At 69.3% G+C, this 20697-nt stretch carries 22 protein-coding genes; 11 read left to right on the plus strand and 11 right to left on the minus strand.

Annotated elements, in window-relative coordinates:
• The first annotated feature begins 133 nt into the window (after positions 1 to 133).
• A complete protein-coding gene (locus OG407_RS05315) occupies positions 134 to 793 on the plus strand; it encodes an MSMEG_1061 family FMN-dependent PPOX-type flavoprotein (RefSeq protein WP_405855468.1) in 660 nt (219 codons plus the stop codon).
• Between the two features lie 241 nt (positions 794 to 1034).
• Here OG407_RS05315 and OG407_RS05320 read toward each other — a convergent pair whose 3' ends face one another.
• Entirely contained in the window at positions 1035 to 1757 is a 723-nt protein-coding gene (locus OG407_RS05320; protein ID WP_405855470.1) for an alpha/beta hydrolase, read from the minus strand.
• Between the two features lie 269 nt (positions 1758 to 2026).
• Positions 2027 to 2758, minus strand: a complete 732-nt coding sequence (locus OG407_RS05325) for an MgtC/SapB family protein (protein WP_405855472.1) — start codon at positions 2756 to 2758, stop codon at positions 2027 to 2029.
• Between the two features lie 230 nt (positions 2759 to 2988).
• Between OG407_RS05325 and OG407_RS05330 the strand changes: the two genes are divergently transcribed.
• The 3 genes from OG407_RS05330 to OG407_RS05340 all read left to right on the plus strand — a co-directional run bounded on the left by OG407_RS05330 (position 2989) and on the right by OG407_RS05340 (position 7082).
• The gene (locus OG407_RS05330) at positions 2989 to 3561 is read left to right on the plus strand and encodes a dihydrofolate reductase family protein (RefSeq protein WP_405855474.1); all 573 of its coding nucleotides are present in this window, start codon (positions 2989 to 2991) and stop codon (positions 3559 to 3561) included.
• Between the two features lie 206 nt (positions 3562 to 3767).
• On the plus strand, positions 3768 to 6503 hold the full coding sequence (locus OG407_RS05335; protein WP_405868291.1) for a ricin-type beta-trefoil lectin domain protein: 2736 nt from the start codon (positions 3768 to 3770) through the stop codon (positions 6501 to 6503).
• A 123-nt stretch (positions 6504 to 6626) separates the two neighbouring features.
• Positions 6627 to 7082 carry an RpiB/LacA/LacB family sugar-phosphate isomerase gene (locus OG407_RS05340; protein WP_405855475.1) on the plus strand — a complete coding sequence of 152 codons (456 nt, stop codon included), beginning with the start codon at positions 6627 to 6629 and terminating at the stop codon, positions 7080 to 7082.
• Positions 7083 to 7159: 77 nt separating this feature from the next.
• Here the strand turns inward: OG407_RS05340 and OG407_RS05345 are convergent, their stop codons facing one another.
• Entirely contained in the window at positions 7160 to 7747 is a 588-nt protein-coding gene (locus tag OG407_RS05345; RefSeq protein WP_405855477.1) for an Imm21 family immunity protein, read from the minus strand.
• A 148-nt stretch (positions 7748 to 7895) separates the two neighbouring features.
• On the opposite strand from OG407_RS05345, the gene OG407_RS05350 reads away from it, so the two are divergent.
• The 3 genes from OG407_RS05350 (at position 7896) to OG407_RS05360 (ending at position 9571) form a co-directional block, all read left to right on the plus strand.
• Positions 7896 to 8066: a hydrophobic protein gene (locus tag OG407_RS05350; protein ID WP_078652406.1), complete on the plus strand. Its 171-nt coding sequence runs from the start codon at positions 7896 to 7898 to the stop codon at positions 8064 to 8066.
• 49 nt (positions 8067 to 8115) lie between these two features.
• Positions 8116 to 8466: a PRC-barrel domain-containing protein gene (locus tag OG407_RS05355; protein ID WP_328685319.1), complete on the plus strand. Its 351-nt coding sequence runs from the start codon at positions 8116 to 8118 to the stop codon at positions 8464 to 8466.
• Positions 8467 to 8635: 169 nt separating this feature from the next.
• A complete protein-coding gene (locus OG407_RS05360) occupies positions 8636 to 9571 on the plus strand; it encodes an anti-sigma factor RsbA family regulatory protein (RefSeq protein WP_405855479.1) in 936 nt (311 codons plus the stop codon).
• A 4-nt stretch (positions 9572 to 9575) separates the two neighbouring features.
• On the opposite strand, the gene OG407_RS05365 is transcribed toward OG407_RS05360, so the two are convergent.
• From OG407_RS05365 to OG407_RS05390, 6 genes are all read right to left on the minus strand, one after another.
• Positions 9576 to 9938, minus strand: a complete 363-nt coding sequence (locus tag OG407_RS05365) for an STAS domain-containing protein (protein WP_405855481.1) — start codon at positions 9936 to 9938, stop codon at positions 9576 to 9578.
• On the minus strand, positions 9935 to 11230 hold the full coding sequence (locus OG407_RS05370; protein WP_405855483.1) for a PP2C family protein-serine/threonine phosphatase: 1296 nt from the start codon (positions 11228 to 11230) through the stop codon (positions 9935 to 9937). The genes OG407_RS05365 and OG407_RS05370 overlap by 4 nt, the downstream gene beginning before the upstream one ends.
• Positions 11230 to 12039, minus strand: a complete 810-nt coding sequence (locus OG407_RS05375; protein ID WP_405855484.1) for an alpha/beta fold hydrolase — start codon at positions 12037 to 12039, stop codon at positions 11230 to 11232. Before OG407_RS05375 ends, OG407_RS05370 begins: the two co-directional genes overlap by 1 nt.
• A gap of 61 nt (positions 12040 to 12100) precedes the next feature.
• On the minus strand, positions 12101 to 12544 hold the full coding sequence (locus OG407_RS05380; protein ID WP_405855486.1) for a hypothetical protein: 444 nt from the start codon (positions 12542 to 12544) through the stop codon (positions 12101 to 12103).
• Between the two features lie 52 nt (positions 12545 to 12596).
• Positions 12597 to 13346, minus strand: a complete 750-nt coding sequence (locus OG407_RS05385) for a SigB/SigF/SigG family RNA polymerase sigma factor (RefSeq protein WP_405868293.1) — start codon at positions 13344 to 13346, stop codon at positions 12597 to 12599.
• Positions 13347 to 13711: 365 nt separating this feature from the next.
• Positions 13712 to 14566, minus strand: coding sequence for a DUF1206 domain-containing protein (locus tag OG407_RS05390; RefSeq protein ID WP_405855488.1), 855 nt, complete (start codon positions 14564 to 14566; stop codon positions 13712 to 13714).
• A gap of 239 nt (positions 14567 to 14805) precedes the next feature.
• Between OG407_RS05390 and dacB the strand changes: the two genes are divergently transcribed.
• Together dacB and OG407_RS05400 are read left to right on the plus strand one after the other, a co-directional pair.
• A complete protein-coding gene (dacB, locus tag OG407_RS05395; protein WP_405855490.1) occupies positions 14806 to 16137 on the plus strand; it encodes a D-alanyl-D-alanine carboxypeptidase/D-alanyl-D-alanine-endopeptidase in 1332 nt (443 codons plus the stop codon).
• A 222-nt stretch (positions 16138 to 16359) separates the two neighbouring features.
• Positions 16360 to 16647 (plus strand): DUF6355 family natural product biosynthesis protein, encoded by a 288-nt coding sequence (locus tag OG407_RS05400; protein ID WP_403594403.1) that lies wholly within the window; start codon positions 16360 to 16362, stop codon positions 16645 to 16647.
• 40 nt (positions 16648 to 16687) lie between these two features.
• Here OG407_RS05400 and OG407_RS05405 read toward each other — a convergent pair whose 3' ends face one another.
• A complete protein-coding gene (locus OG407_RS05405; protein ID WP_405855492.1) occupies positions 16688 to 17674 on the minus strand; it encodes an Ig-like domain-containing protein in 987 nt (328 codons plus the stop codon).
• A 289-nt stretch (positions 17675 to 17963) separates the two neighbouring features.
• Between OG407_RS05405 and OG407_RS05410 the strand changes: the two genes are divergently transcribed.
• Positions 17964 to 18176 carry a hypothetical protein gene (locus tag OG407_RS05410; RefSeq protein ID WP_405855494.1) on the plus strand — a complete coding sequence of 71 codons (213 nt, stop codon included), beginning with the start codon at positions 17964 to 17966 and terminating at the stop codon, positions 18174 to 18176.
• A gap of 70 nt (positions 18177 to 18246) precedes the next feature.
• Here the strand turns inward: OG407_RS05410 and OG407_RS05415 are convergent, their stop codons facing one another.
• A complete protein-coding gene (locus tag OG407_RS05415) occupies positions 18247 to 19371 on the minus strand; it encodes an NAD(P)/FAD-dependent oxidoreductase (protein WP_405855495.1) in 1125 nt (374 codons plus the stop codon).
• Between the two features lie 207 nt (positions 19372 to 19578).
• On the opposite strand from OG407_RS05415, the gene OG407_RS05420 reads away from it, so the two are divergent.
• The gene (locus OG407_RS05420; RefSeq protein WP_405855497.1) at positions 19579 to 20685 is read left to right on the plus strand and encodes a hypothetical protein; all 1107 of its coding nucleotides are present in this window, start codon (positions 19579 to 19581) and stop codon (positions 20683 to 20685) included.
• The last annotated feature ends 12 nt before the right edge of the window (positions 20686 to 20697 follow it).

Consider the following 20697-nt stretch of genomic DNA (forward strand, 5'->3'; position numbering starts at 1 on the left):
GGTGAGCCCGGTCCTCAGCTGAACCCGCGTTACCAAAAGCCGGTCAGCGAAGACTGAGCCCACGGGGCCGTCCGCACGTCGCCTCACTCACCGACCAAGGTCAGTCCCGGGCCGGCTCGCTAGGGTCGGAGGCATGACGTCATCCCTTGCCGGCAGTGCATTCGACTCGCTCCGCCTCGACGCCGTACGCGACCAGGAGGCGCTGCGTCAGGTCTACGGACTCCCGCGTGACACGGCCATGCGGAAGCAGATGACCGAACTCACCGAGCAGACCAGGCAGTTGATCAGCTGCTCATCGCTGGTCCTGGTCGCCAGCACGGACACCGAGGGCAACTGTGACGTCTCCCCGCGCGGCGGCCCCGCCGGATTCGTGGCCGTCCTGGACGCCCGGACGGTGGCGATTCCGGACGCGACCGGCAACAAGCGTCTGGACACCCTGCAGAACGTAGTCGCGACAGGACGGGCCGGGTTGCTGTTCGTCGTCCCGGGTCGCACCACGACGCTCAGAGTGAACGGCCGCGCCTGTATCTCCACCCACCCTGAGCTGCTGTCCCAACTGACCGCCGTAGGCAAGCCGCCGGCCAGTGCACTCGTGCTCGGGATCGAGGAGGTCTACCCGCACTGCCCCAAGGCCCTCCTGCGCAGCGCGGCCTGGAAGCCGGAGCAGTGGCTGCCGACGGACGCCCAACCGACCTCCGCCGAGGTGACACTGGCCCAACTGCGCATGCCGGAGCTGACGATCGCCGACATCGAGCAGTCGGAGGCGGACTCGCTGAAGTACCGGTACGAGTAGCGGGCCGAACTGCGCTTGCTGAACCACCAGCCCGCCGAACACCCAGGCCGAGCCGCCCCAAGATCAATCGCGGGACGGCCCGTAAGACGTCGTTCTCCCTCGCGGCATGGGCCCGCCTGATCGCCGCCCCGGCAACCGAGCGCCGCCCCGACCGCCCGGTACCGCGATGCCCAGTACCGCCGCGACCGGGGCGATCGTGCGTCTACGGCTGCTCTAGCCCCGCCGCCCCGTCAGCCCGCCCTCACTTCAAGTGCCGCCCGAAGAACCGATCCCCGTCCTCCCGCTCGAACCACGGCGTCCCGGTATGCCCACCCAGATTGGCGTGCAGCGTCTTCGCCTTGCTACCGAAGGCGTCGAACAGGTCCAGAGCCCGCTGCCGAGGATTCCCCTCGTCGTCCCACTGCAGCAGGAACAGCAACGGAATGCCGACCTGCCGAGCCTCCTCACGCTGAGCGAGCGGCACATAACCCCCGGCGAAGAACCCGGCAGCCGTGATACGCGGCTCCAGCACCGCCAGCCGAATGCCGAGGGCGGTCCACCCCGAGTACCCGACCGTGCCGCCGATCTCGGGCAGCGCGAGGAGGGCGTCCAGAGCCAACCGCCATTCCGGGACCGCGTTTTCGACCAGCGGACCGACGAAGGACTCGAAGATCTCGTCGACCGGCTCACCCGCCCGCATCGCCCGGCGCAGCTCGGCGCGGGCCTGCTCGTCGGCTGCGGAACGGGGCCGGTCACCGCACCCGGCGGCGTCGATGCTGGCCACCGCGTAGCCGTACGCCGCGGACAACCGGGCCCGGGCGACCAGTCGGGGTTCCGCCTTGGGCAGGCCGTTGTTGTGGGCCATGAGGATCAACGGGGTCGGCGCGGCGGATTCAGGAGTCCACAGGGTGCCGGGGATCTCGCCGAGGGTGAATTCGCGTTCGAGGACGCCGTCGTCGAGGCGTCGCTCGGAAGTGAAGTGCATGGTCGTGCCTTTCGGGAGGGCTGCTTTACGGCGCTCCCGGACGACCTACCGCCCGACCGTGACCCCGGAGGGGAGCACCCATGTCAAAACTGCGTTCACGGGTACCACCTCCTCGTTCTCTCGCACGGCCTCCCGGAAAGTAGCAGTGGTCGCCGTGCTCCGCCAACGGGTTTTCGCGGAAGCTCCGTGCCCCGGGTGTCTCCTCACCACACGATCCGGCCCCACCCCATACGACCCGGTCTTACCCCTCGCAGGACCCGGACCCGGCGCTACTCCTCATCACCGGCAGCCGTGAGTTCAACCTCCGTCACGCCCTCGCTCTGGAACAGCTCAGACGTCAACTGCCCGGCGTCAGCCGCCCCTTCCAGCCGCAGCAACACCCTCGCCGCCGGATCAGCCCGCTCAGGCAGCCGATCGACCTTGACCTCCTGAATGCGAAACCCCCTCCGCGTACACGTCTCCATCAACTGCGGCAGCAACGCCGTTCCGGTCCGATAGGTCAGCCGTACCTCGAACGCCCCCGCCTCGGCGCCGGGCATCATGCGCGCGAAGAGCAACGGATACCCACGTACGACGAGGAAGTGCACGGCGGTCGTGGCCAGCGCGAGGATCGGCAGGCCGCCTCCGCAGGCCATGCCGACCGCGCAGGTGAGCCAGATGGTGGCGGCGGTCGTCAGCCCCCGTACCGCGTCCCGGCGTACGAAGATCAGGCCGCCGCCGATGAAACCGATCCCGGAGACGATCTGGGCCGCCACGCGGGACGGGTCGAAGGACACGTTCTCCAGGCCCAGGACATTCGTGAAGCCGTGCTGGGAGACCTCCATCATCAGCGCGCTGGCGATCCCGACCAGCGTGTGCGTGCGCAGCCCGGCACTCTTCTGCTGGGCCGCCCGTTCCCAGCCGATCAGGGTCGACAGCAGCAACGCCAGCCCCAGTTCGGCGAGTTGGCGCAGCCCCTGCCCGTTGCTCACGTCCCACAACGGGACCGCCAGTCCGGTCACCCCGAATCTCCCTTCCGGCTCCTTGCCGCGACAGTGCCTCTACGCCTCTCCCCGTACGCCTCTACCCGGGTGGCCGAATCCATGCCCACCCGACAACTCCTCCTCGCCCCTAGCCCGACAACTCACCCCTCCTTGACAATTTTTTTTGTCGGTTGGATCCTGGAGTGGCACACACAGGCACCCCACAGCCCCACACGCAGGCCCACACGCCAACCACCCGAGGACTCACCATGCGCACCCTGATCAGCACCGCCTTCATCTCCCTCGACGGCGTCATGGAGGCCCCGGGCGGCGAACCCGGCTACCGCAACACCGGATGGACCTTCAAGGAGATCGAGTTCCTGCCCGAGTCGTTCGACATCAAGGGGCGGGAGCAGCTGGAGTCCGCCGCGATGCTGATGGGCCGGGCCAGCTACGAGGCGTTCAGTCCGGTGTGGCCGGACATGGACGAGTTCGCGCACTACAAGACGCTGCCGAAGTACGTCGTCTCCACCACCCTCACCGACGACAAGCTCGTGTCGAACTGGGGCGAGACCACGATCCTGCGCTCCCTCGACGAGGTCGCCGCCCTGAAGGAGACCGAGGGCGGCCCGATCATCGTGCACGGCAGCGCCACCCTCAACCACGGCCTGGCGGACGCCGGCCTGGTCGACCGCTACCACCTGCTCGTCTTCCCGCTGCTGCTCGGCGCCGGAAAGCGCCTGTTCCCCGCCTCCGACAAGGACACCCAGAAGCTGAAGCTGGTCGAGCACGCCGTGTACGCCAACGGCCTGCAGCTGAACGTCCTCGACGTCGTGCGCTGACCACGCCTCAGCCGGGGCGCATCTCAACAGGTGTAGACCCTTGACTCCGATTCAACACAACTCCACACTGTCGCCCAAACCTCCACGGACAGTCAGGACGGCGCCCTCCCGTTCTTGAGAGCGCTCTCCGGGACTGTCCTCACCCCCCGCTGGAGAAGGACGACACTGTGCGAAGAATCGTGCGACACCTCCTGCCCTTATGGGTCATGGCCCTGGTCGCCGCCCTCTGCTCGGCCGGTGCGCAACCGGCCCAGGCGACAGCGGCGGCCACCTCGATCACCGTGGACGGTGGTCAGAGCGGCCGGACGTTCGACGGGATCGGGGCGATCAGCGGCGGCGGGGGCAACTCCCGGCTGCTGCGCGACTATCCGGCCGCCCAGCAGGCGCAGATCCTGGACTACCTGTTCAAGCCGGGCTACGGCGCGAGCCTCCAGTTGCTCAAACTGGAGATCGGCGGAGACGCCAACTCCACCGACGGCTCGGAGCCGTCCATCGAGCACACCAAGGGACAGGTCAACTGCGACGCCGGCTACGAGTTCTGGCTCGCCGAACAGGCCAAGGCCCGTAACCCGGAAATCAAGTTGTACGGCCTGGCCTGGGCCGCCCCCGGCTGGATCAGCGGCGGGTTCTGGTCCACCGACACCATCAACTACCTGATCTCCTGGCTGGGTTGCGCCAAGCAGCACGGCCTGACGATCGGTTACCTCGGCGGCTGGAACGAGCGGGGCCACGACGTCAACTGGTACATCCAGTTGCGGTCCGCCCTCGACAGCGCCGGATACGGCAGCGTGCAGATCGTCGGCGACGACTCGGGCTGGAGCGTCGCGGACGACATGGCGAGCAACTCGGCATTCAACAACGCCGTGTCGGTCATCGGCGCCCACTACCCCTGCGCGGGCGGTGACGGCGGCAGCGCGGACACCTGCTCCAGTACCACCACGGCGAAGAACAACGGCAAACCGCTGTGGGCGTCCGAGAACGGCTCACTGGACATGGACGCCGGAGCCCCCGCACTGATCCGCTCCATCGTGCGCGGATACGTCGACGCCCGCATGACCGCGTACCTCAACTGGCCGCTGGTCGCGGCCATTTACCCCAACCTGCCCTACGGCACGGTCGGCCTGGCCACCGCGAACTCGCCGTGGTCCGGGAACTACGGGATCGGCGAGAACACCTGGGCGACCGCGCAGGTCACCCAATTCGCCCAGCCCGGCTGGAAGTTCATCGACTCCGCGTCGGGCTACCTCGGCGGTGCCGAGTCCAACGGCACGTACGCGACCCTGAAGTCGCCGAACGGCTCCGACTACTCCACGGTCCTGGAGACCACCACCGCCGCGGCGGCACAGACGGTCAACATCCAAGTGCAGGGCGGTCTTTCGACCGGTGCGGTGCACGTCTGGGCGACCCGGGTCAACAACCCCAGCCCGTCCACCGACTTCACGCACACGCAGGACATCACCCCCACCGCCGGCTCGTACGCGCTGACGCTTCAGCCGGGTTGGATCTACACGGTCACCACGACCACCGGCCAGGGCAAGGGCACCGCCACCGCGCCGGCCGCCCACGCCCTCGCGCTGCCGTACGGCGACACGTTCGACAACGATGCCACCGGCACCGAGGCGACGTATCTGTCCGACATGCAGGGCTCGTTCGAGGCGCGCCCGTGTGCGGACGGCCGTAGCGGACAGTGTGTGCAGCAGGTGGCTCCGGTCAAGCCGATCGAGTGGCAGGACGACTCCGACGCCTTCTCGCTGCTCGGCGATCCGACGTGGGCCGACTACACCGTCAAGGCCGATGTGAACCTCCAACAGGCCGGTACGGTCGAGCTGTTGGGCCGGGCCAACACCCAGAATCGCCCGCAGAGTCACCAGGCCGCGTACCTGCTGCGGGTGAGCGACTCGGGTGCCTGGTCCATCGTCAGGAGTTCGGCGGCGGGGACCCTGACCACGCTGGCCTCCGGGACCCGGTCGGCGCTCGGTACGCACGCGTGGCACACGCTCGCCCTCGGCTTCTCGGGCGACCAGATCACCGCCGCAGCGGACGGCGTCAACCTCGGTACCACCAACGACAGTTCGTACTCGGCGGGCCAGGTCGGCATCGGTGTGGTGGGCTACCAGACCGACCAGTTCGACAACCTGTCCGTCTCCGCCAACCCGCCGGGCAACCACGGCGGCATCCTCAAGGGCAGCCAGTCCGGCCTCTGCGCGGACGTCCCCGGAGCGAGCCAGACCAACGGCACCCAACTCGCCCTCTGGGACTGCAACGGCGGCGCCAACCAGTCCTGGACCCTGACGCCCTCCGGCCAACTCACCGTCTACGGCGGCGCGAAGTGTCTCGACGCCAAGGGCAGCGGCACGACGGACGGCACCCCGGTGCAGATCTACGACTGCAACAACTCGGCGGCCCAGAAGTGGACCGTGAACAGCGACGGCACGGTGGTCAACCCCAACTCGGGCAAGTGCCTGGACGCCACGGCCGGAGCGACCACCCCGAGCACCCTGCTGGAGCTCTGGACCTGCACCGGCGGCACCAACCAGAGCTGGCTGCGCGGCGCGGTCCCGGCACCTCTCAAGGGGCAGGAGTCCAGCCGCTGCGTCGATGTCCCCGGCGCGAACCGGACCAATGGCACCCAGCCCGCCCTCTGGGACTGCAACGGCGGCACGAACCAGACCTGGACGTCCACGACCACCAACCAACTGACCGTCTACGACTCCAAGTGCCTTGAGGTCACGGGCGGCGCCACCGCCGACGGCAGCCCGGTGGAGATCTGGGACTGCGGCAGTTCCGCGGCCCAGCAGTGGCGGGTGCGTTCCGACGGCAGTGTCGTCAACGTCGGCTCCGGCAAGTGCCTGGACGCGGTCGGCCACGGCACGGCCAACAGCACGGCGCTGGAGATCTGGACCTGCACGGGCGGCGCGAACCAGATCTGGCGCCGGTCATAGGATCGCCGGTTCCCGCCGGGTCGTGGACGAGTACGGCCTCTCCTGCCCACGGCCCGGCGGCAGCCTCGCCACACACACGTTCCGAGCTGGCACCTCGCTGATCCGCTGAGTAGCCTCCGGTCCATGCGGATCTCTGTTTCCTCGGACGTGGACGAACCTGTGGCCCGTTCCCTCGTCGCGGAGTTGCGCGACCGGGGCCACGAGGTGGTGACGCACGGGGCGTTGCGCCCCGGGGACGACCCGCAGTGGGCGGTCTGCTCGGAGTCGGCGGCCCGCGAGGTCGCGACCGGGGCGTCGGACCAGGCGGTCGTGTGCTGCTGGACCGGCACGGGCGCGTCGATCGCCGCGAACAAGGTGCCGGGCGTACGGGCGGCCCTGTGCACGGACGCCTACACGGCGGACGGCGCCCGCCGCTGGAACGACGCCAACGTACTCGCCCTCAGCCTGCGGTTGACGTCCGAGCCGCTGCTCAAGGAGATCCTCGACGCCTGGTTCACCGCGGCGGCGAGCGAGGACGCCGACGACCGGGAGAACGTGTCCCGCATCGGACAACTCGACTCGAACAGGCCTGCTCAGTAGGCGAGTTCGAGCGGGCGGGCACTGTCGTCCGCCTCGTGCCTGAGTGACGGTCTCGAAGAACCTCCGCGACTACCCGTTCACGATGCGACGGGCAGGAGCTGGACCATACCGACCCGGTTCTCCTCGTCCGCCTTGGTGTGGGTGGCTCGGACCCTCCAGCGGCCGACCGGCAGCGGAACCGGCGCCTGACAAGGCATCCCGCCACCGGGATACTCGACGCCCAGTGCGGCACCTGCCTCGGCAGAGTCCATGAGCACGGCCGGGCCGTCCGACACCCACGTACCGCACTCGTCCCACACGGTGGCGGGGTCCGCGAGGACAGCCTCCGCTGCGGCTCTCAACCCGGCCTCGGAGTCGGCACCAAGCCACCGCAGGAAGGCCCGACGCTCGGGCAGATAGCAACTCATGGCCGGCTCGTCCGCGAGCACCAGCGCCTGCGCACCGCTGTCGCCGACGGCGATCACACCGGCCGGATCGTCCACCTCGCAGGCCCGGTCGTAGTCGTCGGAAGCGGTGGCATCGCCCGCCATCACCCCGGTCTCCGTGCACCCGCGCCATTCGGCCAGCACGGAGACGGGAACGACGATCAAAGGTCCGCCCATCGACTCCACCCAGACAACGGGGGTGCGGGACGCATCGGCGACGGGAGAGGAAGAGGCGCTCATGTTGTCAGTGTGCCCTCGCCCACTGACAAGGCGACGCCGTCACACGGTGCCGGATCGCCCTCGAACGGCGCACCGGGCATTTTTTTGTTTCCTTCCGGCGCATGAATCAATTCCACAAGGGCACTCGGATGCCTGGAGGTCGATACATATGTTTCCCCTGATCCTTGTTCTTCTCCTGGCACTGCTGCTTTTCGGTGCGGGATTCGCCATCAAGATTCTTTGGTGGGTCGCAATCGTCGTTCTCGTCCTGTGGCTGCTTGGATTTGTCGCCCGTTCGACGGGTTCCGGCGGTACGCGAGGGCGTTGGTACCGCTGGTAGGAGATAAATCACCGATCTCGAAATTCACCCACCATAAAGCGAGGTTTACATGGCGGACAACATGTGGGACTACCAGGCCGAATCGGGCCACCAGACCGGTACGGATCTGACCGGATTCAAGGTCGAGGCGAGTGACGGCTCGATCGGCAAGGTGGACAAACACTCCGAGGACGTCGGGGCCATGTACATCGTCGTCGACACCGGTGTGTGGATCTTCGGCAAGCACGTGCTGCTGCCCGTCGGGACGATCGCGTCCATCGACGTCGCGGAGCGGACGATCCACGTCGGCCGCACGAAGGAAGAGATCAAGAACTCCCCGGAGTTCGACAAGGACAAGCACCCCGGTGACGCCGGGTACCACGAGCAGGTCGGCGGCTACTACGGGCACCCCCGCGCCTGATCGGCATTCGTGGCTCAACAGGGTGGTGGGCACCGGCAGTTCTGCCGGTGCCCACCACCCTGTCGTGCTACCCCCGTAGACTGCCGGGGCGGTGACCGCCGTCCTCCTTGTCACCGCGCGCCGTGGACATGTCCTGGCCCGGCCCGACAAGGATCGAGGTGGCGGCGCGATGAGTACGGCCACCGACGGTGCACCGTTCGCGCATCCCGCGCTGTTCTACCGGGGCGAGGAGCAGTACACGGCCGGTACTGTGCCGTTCGTGAAGGCGGGGCTGGCCGCCGGAGAGGCCGTCGCGGTCGCCGTTCCCGGCCCGCATCTCGAACTGATCAGGGCCGGTCTCGGGTCGAGCGACGCCGCTGTGCGCTTCCTCGACATGACCGAGGTCGGGCGCAATCCGGGGCGGATCATCCCGGGCGTACTGCGGGCCTTCGCCGATGCCCATGCCGTCAGCGGCGGCCGGGTGCGGATCGTCGGGGAGCCGATCTGGCCCGGCAGGACAGCCGTCGAGTACCCGGCGTGCGTCCAGCACGAGGCGCTGATCAACTCCGCGTTCCGGGATCGCGAGGTGACGATCCTCTGCCCGTACGACGCGGACCGGCTGGAGCCCGACGTGCTCGCCGACGCCCTCGCCACCCACCCGGTCGTCATCGACGAAGGCGCCCAACTCCCCAGTGCCGCCTACGATCCGCAGCGCGCGATCGCCCGCTACAACGAGCCGCTCCCCCACCCACCCGGTGCCGCGTCCATCGCGTTCGACGCGGGAGAACTCCCCAAGTCCCGCTATTTCGCGGTCCAGGAGGCCGAGCGGCTGGGCCTGGCGGGTCTACGGCTGCAGGATCTGACGCTGGCCGTCGCGGAGTTGACCACCAACAGCGTGCTGCACGGCGGTGGTTCGGGGACGCTGCGGATCTGGGCGGAGGACGAGCGGATCGTCTGCGAGGTGCACGACCACGGCCGGCTGACGGACCCGCTGGCCGGCCGGCGCCCGCCGTCACGTGACCAACCCGGCGGACGAGGGCTGCTGTTGGTGCACTACGTCGCCGATCTCGTCCGCGTCCATACGGCTGCGGACGGCACAACCATCCGTTTCTACCTGGCCCGTTGACACTTCAGGGGCGGGTCGCCGGAGGTGTCCAGGCCGCTTCCGCGTCCTGAGCGGTCGGGTGGGTCGGGAAGACCTGGTCAAGGCCGACCATGTGGAAGATGCGGCTGATGTGACCCGGGACCGCCGCCAGCGCGATGTCCGCCCGGGCGGCGAGGGCGTGGTTGCGGGCCGCGAGCAGGGCGGTGATGCCGCTGGAGTCGCAGAACGTGACGCCGGCCAGGTCGACGACGAGCTGCTGGCCGTCCGACAGCGCCAGCCGGGGCAGGAGTTCACGCACCTGGGGGAAGCTGTCGTAGTCGAGTTCTCCGGTGAGTTCGACGACGGGTCCCGCGGGCGTGGTCCGGGTGCGGATGCCTAGTTGGGTCACGGCTGCTCTTCGCTGGTGGGTCGGGGCACGTTGATGGCGAGGACGGCGGTGTCGTCGTCGACGCCGGTACCGAAGGTGTCGAGCAGGTCACGGATCGCGGCGACGGCGGCGGAGGCGGTGGTGGGTGCCAGGACGCGGGCGAAGTCGAGGAGGGCCTCGTCGCCGTAGCGGTCGGCGTCCCTGGAGCGGTCCGGGCGGGCTTCGGTGAGCCCGTCCGTGTGGAGCAGCAGGGTGTCGCCCGCCGCCAGGTGGACGGTGGCGGTGGCGATATGGGCGTCGGGCAGCACGCCGATGAGCTGTCCGCCGGGGGTGTGCACATGGTCGGCGCTGCCGTCCGCGCGCAGGAGCAGCGCCGGCGGGTGGCCGCCGCTGGCCAGGGTGATGCGGAAGCCGCCGCTGTCGCCCTCGGGGGTGAGCAGCCCGAAGACGACGGTGCAGAACCGCGGGTCGTGGCCGTTGTACTCGTGGTTGAGGACGGTGTTGAGGTTGCTCAGCACGGCGGCCGGGTCGGGGTCGTAGACGGCCGCGGCACGCAGCGTGTAGCGGGCCAGCGAGGTGACGGCCGCCGCCGCCGCGCCCTTGCCGCACACGTCCCCGAGGAACAGCCCCCAGGTCCCGGCGGAAAGGGGGAAGAGGTCGTAGAAGTCGCCGCCGACCATGTCGGTGGAGGCGACGTGGTAGTGCGCGGCGACGTCAAGTCCCGGCACGTTCACGAGAGTTGGGGGCAGCAGGGTCTGCTGGAGGGTGGCGTTGAGACGCTTGAGTTCCTCCTGTTCGTGTTCCGCCTGCTGTCGGGCGCGCAGCAGTTCCGTCTCGTAGGCGCGGCGGTCGCGGGCGTCGAAGACGGTGGTGCGGATGAGCAGCGGCTGGCCGTCGCCGCCGGTCTTGACGGTGGAGGTCACCAGCACGGGCAGCCGGCTGCCGTCGGTCGCCTTGAGTTCGAGGGCGATCCCGCTGACCTCGCCCTGCATGCGCAGCAGCGGGCCGAAGTGGGTCTCGTGGTAGAGCCGGCCGCCCACGGTCAGCAGGTCGGAAAAGGTCCTACGGCCCACCAGGTCCCCGTGGTCGTAGCCGAGCCAGTCGAGCAGTGTCGTGTTGATCTTGGCGATGGTGCCGTCGAGCAGCGTGGAGAGGTAGCCGCACGGGGCGTGTTCGTACAGGTCCTCGGCGCTGTCCTCAAGGAGCGCGGAGAACGCCGCGTGGTCGTCACCGGGCTGTTTGCCGGGCGTTTTCCCGTGGGGTCTCTCGGGCGGCCGGTGATCGCCGCTCTCGCCATCGCCGCTCGTGCCCATCAGCGTACGGACTCGACGAAGTCGGTGATCGCGGCGGCCGTTTCCTCCGGGGCGGCGAGCTGCGGGCAGTGCCCGGTCGCGCTCAGGGTGACCAGCCGGCTGCCCGGGATCCGGTCCCGTACGAAGGCTCCGACCTCCGGGGGCGCGATCGCGTCGACGGAACACTGGGCGACCAGCGTGGGCACGGTCACCTCGGCGAGGTCGTCGCGGTTGTCGGAGAGGAACGTGACGCGGGCGAAGACGCGGGCGATGTCGGGGTCGGCGCGGCAGAAGCTGTTGGTCAACTCCTCGCCCAGTTCCGGGCGTTCGGGGTTGCCCATGATCACCGGCGCCATGGCACCCGACCAGCCGAGGTAATTGGCGTCCAGCGATTCCAGCAGTTCGTCGATGTCCTCGGCGCTGAACCCGCCGCGATAGCCGGTGGCCGGGTCGTCGACGAAGCACGGCGAGGGGGCCAGGAGCACCAGACCGGCGAAGGCCTCCGGCTCGCGTGCGGCGGCCAGGACGCCCATCATCGCGCTCACGGAGTGCCCCACGAACGTCACCGGGCCGAGCGCCAGTTCACGGCAGATCTCCAGCACGTCATCGGTGTAGCCGTCCAGCGTGGAGTAGCGCTCCGGGCTCCAGACGGACAGGTCGGAGCGTCCGGCGCCCACATGGTCGAAGAGCACCACGGTGAAGTCGCGTTCCAGGAGCGGTACCACCAGCCGCCACATGTGCTGGTCGCACCCGAAGCCGTGCGCCAGCATCACGACCGGCCCGCCGGCCCGGCCCGACACCGTCACATGGTTCCTGCTCCGCATAGGCATGCGGCACATCCTCACAGACCGCTTCCGTCTCCACCCACCCTGTACGGAGGCCTCCGGCGCCTCAGGGCTGCTTCGGCTTGCCCAGGGACCAGCCGGACACGTCCGTGAGCCGGCCGCGCCACAGGGGCATGACGGCAGTCCCGCCCGCGCCAGCGACACCGGTGGCGTCGCGCAGATGGATCCACTGCGGCAGCCGTTGCGGACCGGGCCCCTGCCTGTCCTCGACCACCTCGTCCACCTGCTGCGGGAACCGCTCCAGCAGCTGGGCGCCGGAGCCGTCCATCCCGTGCAGGCTGCGTGCCCAGTCGGTGGTCCAGGCCTCGTGGGAGATCAGGTCGCCGTAGAGGAAGACGCCTCCGACGGTGAGCGTGATGGGCAGGGCCGCGTCGGCGTCCTGGCCGATCAGGCGTACCAGCATCTGGAGCTGGAGGTCGGGCACGGGCTCGGTCACGATCGGTGCGGCGGGCTGGTGCAGGGGATCGTGGTCGGTGCTCGTGGTGCTCATGCGGGGTGATCCTTCCGGTGCCGCGCGAGGGGAGAACTGTCGGGCGGGCGGATCACGTGGGCAGAAGGCCGGTGCGCAGCTTGGCGAGGGTGCGGTTGAGCAGGCGGGAGATGTGCATCTGCGAGAGGTTCAGCTCGCGGCCGATCTCCGCCTGGGTCAGCTCCTGGCCGAAGCGCATCTCGATGATGATCCGCTCCCGCTCGTCGAGCTGTTGCAGCAGCGGGGCGAGCGTGTGCAGGTCCTCGAACAGCTCCAGTGCCGGATCGTCGTCGCCCATCGTGTCCGCGTACTTCGGCGCGCTGTCGGACTCGTCGTCACCGCTCGGGGTGTCGATGGACCCGGCGACATAGCCGTTCGCGGCGACCAGGCCCTCGATGATCTCGTCCTCGGTCAGCTCCAGGTGGGCGGCGAGTTCCTTCACCGTGGGGGTACGGCCCAGCTCGGTGCCGAGGGACTCCTTGCTCTTCGCGAGGTCGACGCGGAGTTCCTGGAGGCGGCGCGGGACGTGCACGGCCCAGGTGGTGTCGCGGAAGAAGCGCTTGATCTCGCCGAGTATGTAGGGGATCGCGAAGGAGGTGAACTCGACCTCGCGCGACAGGTCGAAGCGGTCGATGGCCTTGATCAGACCGATCGTGCCGACCTGGATGACGTCCTCCATGTCACCGCTGCCCCGGTTGCGGAACCGGCGCGCGGCGAAGGACACCAGCGACAGATTCATCTCGATCAGCGTGTTCCGCGCGTACTGGTACTCCTGGGTGCCCTCCTCCAGCTCCTGCAGCCGGTCGAGGAAGATCCGGGACATCACCCGGGCGTCCTTGGGAGCGACCTTGGCCCCGTCCTCGATCCACGGGAGGTCGTCCACGACATCCGGCACTCCCGCGCGGACAGGAGCAGTTGCTTCGAGAGCCTTCACGGAGGAAGCCACGGTGCCGCCTTAACTGGAGAACAGGACGAACGTCGCGTGCCCCCTTCGGGCACAACCATGTCTCCCCGGACCTCACAATTCCGCAGCCGGCCCAAAAAGCCTGCCCCGCAAGGCTCAACCGACTCGGGGAACCCACGCGGTTTCACACACTTCGCGGTTTCTTCACACCACTTCGGCCGTTCTACGACGCTGCCGTGCACGGGGTCGCGCGGCCGGACGGCCGGGTGCCGTGCCGCCGGGGTTCACAGGCGGCGCCAGCGTGCCGAGGCGAACGAGAAACCGCCGAACAGGACCAGCCCGACGGCGACGGCGACCAGCAGCCACGGTCCCGCCGGCGTGTGCGCGAAGGTGCGCAGGGTGGCGTCCATGCCCTTGGCCTGGTGCGGGTCGAAGCGGATGGCGGCCACCAGCGCGAACACACCCACCCCGGCGAACACGGCACCGCGCGCGGCACCGCCGCCCACGCCCAGGCCGGTGACGACCTGCCGTACCCGGCGGCTCATCCTCCCGGTCTCCAGCCGCCGCAGGAAACGCCGCATCACCGCGCGCACGGCGAGGGTCGCACCGACCCCGATCAGCACGCAGCCGACGATCCCCACCAGCACCTGACCGCCCGGGAGTTTCAACGCCGAGGCGGTCCAGTCCTGCGACTTCGCGTCACTGCCGGACGACCCGCCGGTCCCGGCGGCGAAGGACGCCGTACCCCAGCAGACGAAGCCGTAGAACACGGCCCGGCCCCCGTCCAGCAGGCGCGAACCGACCTTGTTCTTCGGCCCGTTCGCGAGCAGCGCCTGGGAGGCCCGCCAGATCGCCATGCAGCCGAAGCCGACGACGAGCATCCACAGCATCACCTTCCCGAAGGGCTGCGCCGCGACCTGTTGCAACGCGCCCTGTCGGTCCGCCTCCCGGCCCCCGCCGCCGAAGGCGATCCGCAGGGCGAGCGCGCCGACGAGGACGTACACGACACCGCGTGCGACGAATCCGGCGCGCCCTGTGACGGACAGCGCCTGCTTCCCCTCGGCCTCTCCCGGTGCGTGGCTCCGGGCGGTCGAACTCGCCCTTCGGAGGCCCCACTTGTGCGTGTGTGATGAGGTCACGATGCCCTCCTGGAAACACTGGACGAGCCGAAATGCGGACGCACGGTACGCGCCCCGTACTGTCGCGTGCCCCCGGCGGAGGCTTCGATGTGCGTCGCGGGGGACGCTTCGTCGTGCGTCGCGGGGACGGCCTCGTCCGATCACGCCACAAAGGCCGCTCACAGCTGTTACTTTCCTTTTTCAAGATCCCTGGATCTTCTGTCCCCTCCCCCACCCACACACCCCGCGGCGAGGCCCCCATGCCCAACTCCCCCTCCGTAGACGGCGCGAGCGGACGCCACCGCAAGAGCAGGACGATGAGTCCGGCGCTCCGCCGCGCCGCCGTCATAGCGGTGACCGCCCCCGTCGCCGGGACGATCCTGTTCGGCAGCTCCGCCTTCGCCGCCGAGAAGACCGTCTCCACCACGGCCGCCACGCTCGACACCGCCGAGCAGAAGATCGCGGACAACCTCAACACCCGTGTCCAGGACGTCCGTTTGGGCAGCACGCTCAGCGGCGTCGTGATCGACGCGGAGTCCAAGAAGGCCGTATGGGGCCACGACGCGACCACCGCGCTGATGCCGGCGTCGAACACCAAACTCGCCACGTCGACGGCCGCGTTGACGATCCTCGGCCCCGATCACCGCTTCACCACGAAGGTCGTCTACGGCAACGGCACCCTCACCCTGGTCGGCGGCGGGGACCGCACCCTGACCACCGCCGACCTCACCGCGATGGCCACAACTGCCGTGGCGGGCCTGAAGAACGCGGGCCTGACGACGGTGAAGGTGACGGTGGACGACAGCCTCTTCCCCGCGCCCACCCTCGCGACCGGCTGGAACGACGGCTACTACCCCGACTCCATAGCGCCCGTACGGGCGTTGGTGGTCGACGGCCGCCACGTCACGGACACGTCCCTGGACGCCGGCCAGATCTTCGCGAAGCTCCTCGCCCGGCAGGGTGTCACCGTCACCGGGAGCGTCACCCACGCTACCGCCGGCTCCACAGCGGTCCCGGTGGCCCAGCACGAGTCCGGCACGCTGTCGTCCATCGTGGAGCACATGCTCAAGGTGAGTGACAACGATATCGCCGAGACCCTCCTCCGGAGCACCGCGCTGGCCGCCGGCCGCCCGGCCACCTTCGAGGACGGCACGGCCGTCGTCCGCCAAGTCCTCACCCAGTACGGCATATCGCTGGCCAACTTCGAGATCCACGACGGCAGCGGCCTCTCCCGCTCCAACCGCATCCCGGCCCAGACCATCGCCGACATCCTCGACGTGGCCGACGACCCCGCCAACGCCCCGACCCTGAAGTACATCGTCGACGGCCTCCCCGTCGCGGGCGAGGCGGGCTCGACCCTGGGCCCCGAGTGGGGCCGCTTCGACACGGCGAACTCCCAGTGCGCCGTCGGCAAGGTCAGCGCCAAGACAGGCACGCTCACCGGCGCGATCGCCCTGAGCGGCCTGACCAAGGCCGACGACGGGCGCTGGAAGATCTTCTCGTTCATCGAGAACAACTCGACGGCCGCGCCGGACGCGACCAAGGATGCGCTCGACGGGCTTGCGGCCACGGTCAACGGGTGCTGGGCGTAGGCGCCCGACCCAGCCCACACTGACCGGTTCCGGGCATCAGCGGCCTATGCGGTCCTGGTGCCGGAATCATCCGATCGACGTAGCGACAAACCGATTCGCCGGGTGAACGAGGCGGCTTACGACCGGCAACGCAGGTCAGTGCGGCGATCCTGGAACGGCTGTCGGCCCGCTCGGCAGCGACAGTCCTTCCAGGACTGCCCCTTCGCCGGCCAAGGAGTCCCTTTGCGTTTTCGTCGTACGGTGATCAGCGCCCTCGGTGCCGCCGCGCTCGTGCTCACCTCACTGGGCGCGGTGGCCGCCGCGAGTCCCGCGGCGGCCGGGCCCTGCGGTTTCTACGAGACCGGGTCGGACGCCTTCTACCGGCACTGCACGACCGACGGTTCGCGGGTCGTCATCAAGGTCGAGGTCGCCCGGGCACGCGACTACGAGCGGTGCGTCGCGCACGGTACGACCTGGCTGGGCTCCGCCCGTAAGATCCAGGGCGCCCACTACGCCGGGCGCACCTGCTGACATCGATCGTCGTGCCGCCCGGTGACCTCACCGCGGCGCGTCACAGCGCCGCGGTCGTCCCCTCGCCGGAGCCGCTGCCCGCGAGCCACTGGTCCCAGCCGAGGTTGAAGTCGGCGTAGCCGTTGTCGGCCGGGGCCTTGCCGCGGGGCGATCCGGTGATGGTGATGGGGTCGCCCTGCTTGACCTGGCCGTAGAACCACTCGGCGTCCGACAGGGACAGGTGGACGCAGCCGTGCGAGCCGCGGGCGCTGCCGCTGCCCGGGTTCGGGTCGCCGGTCGAGTAGTGGACGTAGGTGCCGGACTGGGTGAGGTGGATGTCCCAGGGCAGCGTCAGGTCGTAGTAGTTGGCGCTGCCCTTGTCGCAGCTGATGCCGACGCTGCAGGAGGTCATGTGGACCTTCTTCTGCTTGTCGATGACGGCCATCGTGCCGTCCCACGTCGGGTACTCGGCGCTGCCCGCGTTGATCGACAGGGTGCGCACCGTCGCGCCGTTCTTGGTCACCTTCATGGTGTGGTTGGTGACGGAGACGTCCGCGCGCACATCGTCGCCGACCTTGAAGGTGTGCGTGTAACTGTGCACGCCGTAGCGGCCGTTGCCGTTGGTGACGCCCTTCATGTCGGCGTCGATCTTCACCGTCGTACCGGAGGGCCAGTACGTCTTCGGGCGCCAGTCGACGCGCTTGTCGCCCATCCAGTGCCAGGCGCCGACGACCGACTGCGAGGCGCTGACCTTCATGTGCTTCTCGACCGTGGCCCGTGCCTTGGACGCCACCGGGTTCGTGAAGATCACCGAGATCGGCATGGCCACGCCGACCGTGGTTCCCGTCTGCGGGGTGATCGTGTCCAGCAGCATCGGCGGGCCCAAGGGCTTCGTCGGCGACGGAGAGGCGGTCGCACTCGCCTTGTCCGACGCCTTCGCGTCGTCCCCGCTCGCCTTGTCGCTGCCACCCCCACCACAGGCAGTCGCACCTACCAGCACCGCACCCGTGACGAGTGCGATCCCTATGCTGCCCTTGCGCCGTCCCACGACTTGCCCCGCTCTCTAGCTCCTCGACCTCGACCCTGACGGGCCCGACTCACTGTCAGACAGCGACAGAGGGGGCCGCAGTTGCGTGCGTCGCGTAAAACGTGTCTCAAGACTCGGTACGCACCGAGTGATCTATGACGACGAGTGCCCGGCGCCTCCGGCTGCCGCACCCCGCCCGATCCCGAGCCCCATCCCGATCGCGACCTCTGCCGCCGCCCTGGCGTCTACCACGAAAGGGCCGAGGTATGCCGAACCTGAGCACCGGTTCGAGTTCGCGGGGATCGTTTCGGTGCCGCCGGAGGCCGCGACGGTTCGAGCCGACCCGACTCCGACCACCGCGTCCCATGAGGTCAACGTCCGCGTCGAGTCACGTCCGTATCCGCCCGCTCACGTGGATGCCGGCGCGTGGGACGAGATCATCGACCACGGCGTCGAAACGTGCACCGTCGCCCTACGCGTCACCTGCGTCATGGACGACCCGCCGGACCCGGCGCAGACGTGAACGGCTCCTGCGCCGTCGCACCCCATAGACAATCACCGCACCAGCGGCGCCTGCCCGGACCGTCGGACCGTCACGCAGGGAACCGCTCCGGCCGGAAATCCGCGAGCAGCTCGTCCCTCGCCCCGTCGAGGATCTCGGCGGCGAGCAACCGGCCGATCACCGGCCCGAGCGTGATGCCGCTGTGGGAGACGGCCTCGTAGTAGCCCGGCACGGACGGCACCGCTCCCACCGAGGGGAACCCGTCGGCCGGGATCGGCCGCAACGCCACCTGTGCCTGTGCGATACGGGAGTTGGCGAGGTCGGGAATGACGTGCCGCGCCAACTCGTGGAGCAGTCGCGCGAGTTCCGCCGGTTCCTCGCCGGTGTCGATGAGTGCGTCGGTCTCACGGCTGTGGAGGACCATCGAGGCGTCTCCGTCAGGGCGCATCTCGATGTGCGGCGCGTGCACGGTCCGGTGGATCGGGACCGGAGCGCAGTCGATCCGGGTGACGACGCCGGGCTCCCGGCGCATCGGCAACTGCCGTGCGACGAGCCCGGCGACCTGGGAGGCACGCGGGCCCGCCGCGTTCACCACGACATCCACGGCGAGACGGTTGCCGTCGGACAGAACGACGGTCCGCACGCTCCCGTCGGCACCGGTCCCGATGTCACGTACCTCGGTGCCGGACCGTAACTCCCCGCCCGCTGCGACGACTTGGCCGACCAGGCGGTCGACGAGATGACGTCCGTGCACCCAGGCCTCGTCGGGGTAGAGCACGACGGGAACCTCGTCGGGCAGCGCGAGAGCGGGTTCGAGGCGGCGGCGCACCTCGGCCCCCGTGGACGCCTCGACCCGGTAGCCCCAACTGCCCAGCAACTCGGCGGTCTTCAGGAACTTCGCCTCCGCCGCGGGATCGTCCGTCCAGCGCAGATGGCCGCTGGGATACCACCACGAGTCCGGCCCGATGGTCCCGGCCCACTCACGGTGCGCCGCCATGCCCGCGACATTCAGGTCGAAGTAGGCCCTGGTCACGGTCTTGTTGCTGGCGTTGACCCACGAGAAGGACCAGTCGGTGACGCCCTCGCCCGGCCGGCCCGCGTCGATGAGGACCACCTCGGCACCGCGCCGGGCCAGATTCCAGCCCACACAGGCTCCGAGGATGCCCACGCCGACGACAGCGACACGTCGAGACCGCTTCCCGGACTCGTCTCTCACGAACGCCCCCTTCCCGGATCACGGGTGCACTCAACTCCCTTTCCCAGCATGCAAGATGGGGAACGGCGAGCACTATGAACGAGCCGGAGAAAGCTGCGCAATGGACGGCCGAAACTACCGAAGATGTCCGAGCCGTGCCGCCTACGTACCGATATCGACACCTTCCGTACCTACTGGCGATCACCCGCGCCCGGCACAATCCCCCGTGTGACGATCACCCAGGCCGCACCGACGCCCACGCGCAACACCCCCGTCGCCCTCGCCCGAGGGATTCTCACGGGCGGTGTGATCGGCGCGTCGTCGGCCGCCTTCGTCGTCGGCTGTGTCATCGAGAGCGTGCCGCTGTGCGTCACGGGCGTGGCCCTGCCCGCGGTCTACGGCCTGCTCTTCTTCCTCGCCGGTATGCCGAGGCGCGCCCGGGAGGCGGCGATCCCGCCCCGCACGGCACTCGCGCAGATCGAGAGCCTGGAGGCCGTCGGGGGTGAGGCGACGAGCGACGTGGCGGTCCGCTTCGACGTCACGGTCGCCCCGGACGACGACATACCGGCGTACCGCGTCCGGTTCACCCAGCACATCAACCTCGCCGACCTGCCCGGCTACCGCCCCGGCGGCGTCGTGGTGGTCCAGTTCCCACCGGACCGGCTGTGGAAGGTCCGGATCGTGAAGCGGCCGACACCGGAGTGGGTGGACCGGATGGCCGGCGCCCACGTGGACTCGGCACCGGGCCCGGCCGTGGTCAGCGAGCCCTCCGCGGGCTGCGCCGTCGGCTTCGTCACGCTGCTCGCGCTGCTCCTCGCCGCGGCCGGTGTGATCCTGCTCTTCCGCGCCGACCTGTTCGACAAGGACACCTCCGTGCAGCAACCCTCCTCCCCCGAGCCCTCCGTCTCCTCCACATCCTCGACCACGGTCGTGTCGTCGGCGTCCGGCACGGTCGCCCTCGGCCCCGGCCAGTCGTTCCTCGAAAAGGGCGAACTCCGCCGCGCCGTCGACTCGTTGACCAAGGGCAAGAACAAGAACACCGGCCAGGCGCTCACCGTCGTCGTACAAGAACGCCTGCTGTCAGTGGTGTTCGCCCCCACCGGCTCACAGGCCCCGCACTTCGCCCCGGGTTCCGTCCCCTACGAACGTTTCCCCGCCCTGGTCGAGGAGGCCAGGTCCACCCTTCGCATCCGCTCCCCGCAGACCTGGCAGATCACCATCGACCGCCTCACCCGTTCCCTCAGCATCCGGGTCGGCGTCACCGGCACGGACGGCACGGCCTCGCTTGAGGCGAACGGCAAGGGCGAGGTGGTGCGGCGCACCCCGGCCGGCTGACAGCACCATGGC

It is taken from the genome of Streptomyces sp. NBC_01515, from assembly GCF_045040345.1.
Taxonomy (GTDB): domain Bacteria; phylum Actinomycetota; class Actinomycetes; order Streptomycetales; family Streptomycetaceae; genus Streptomyces.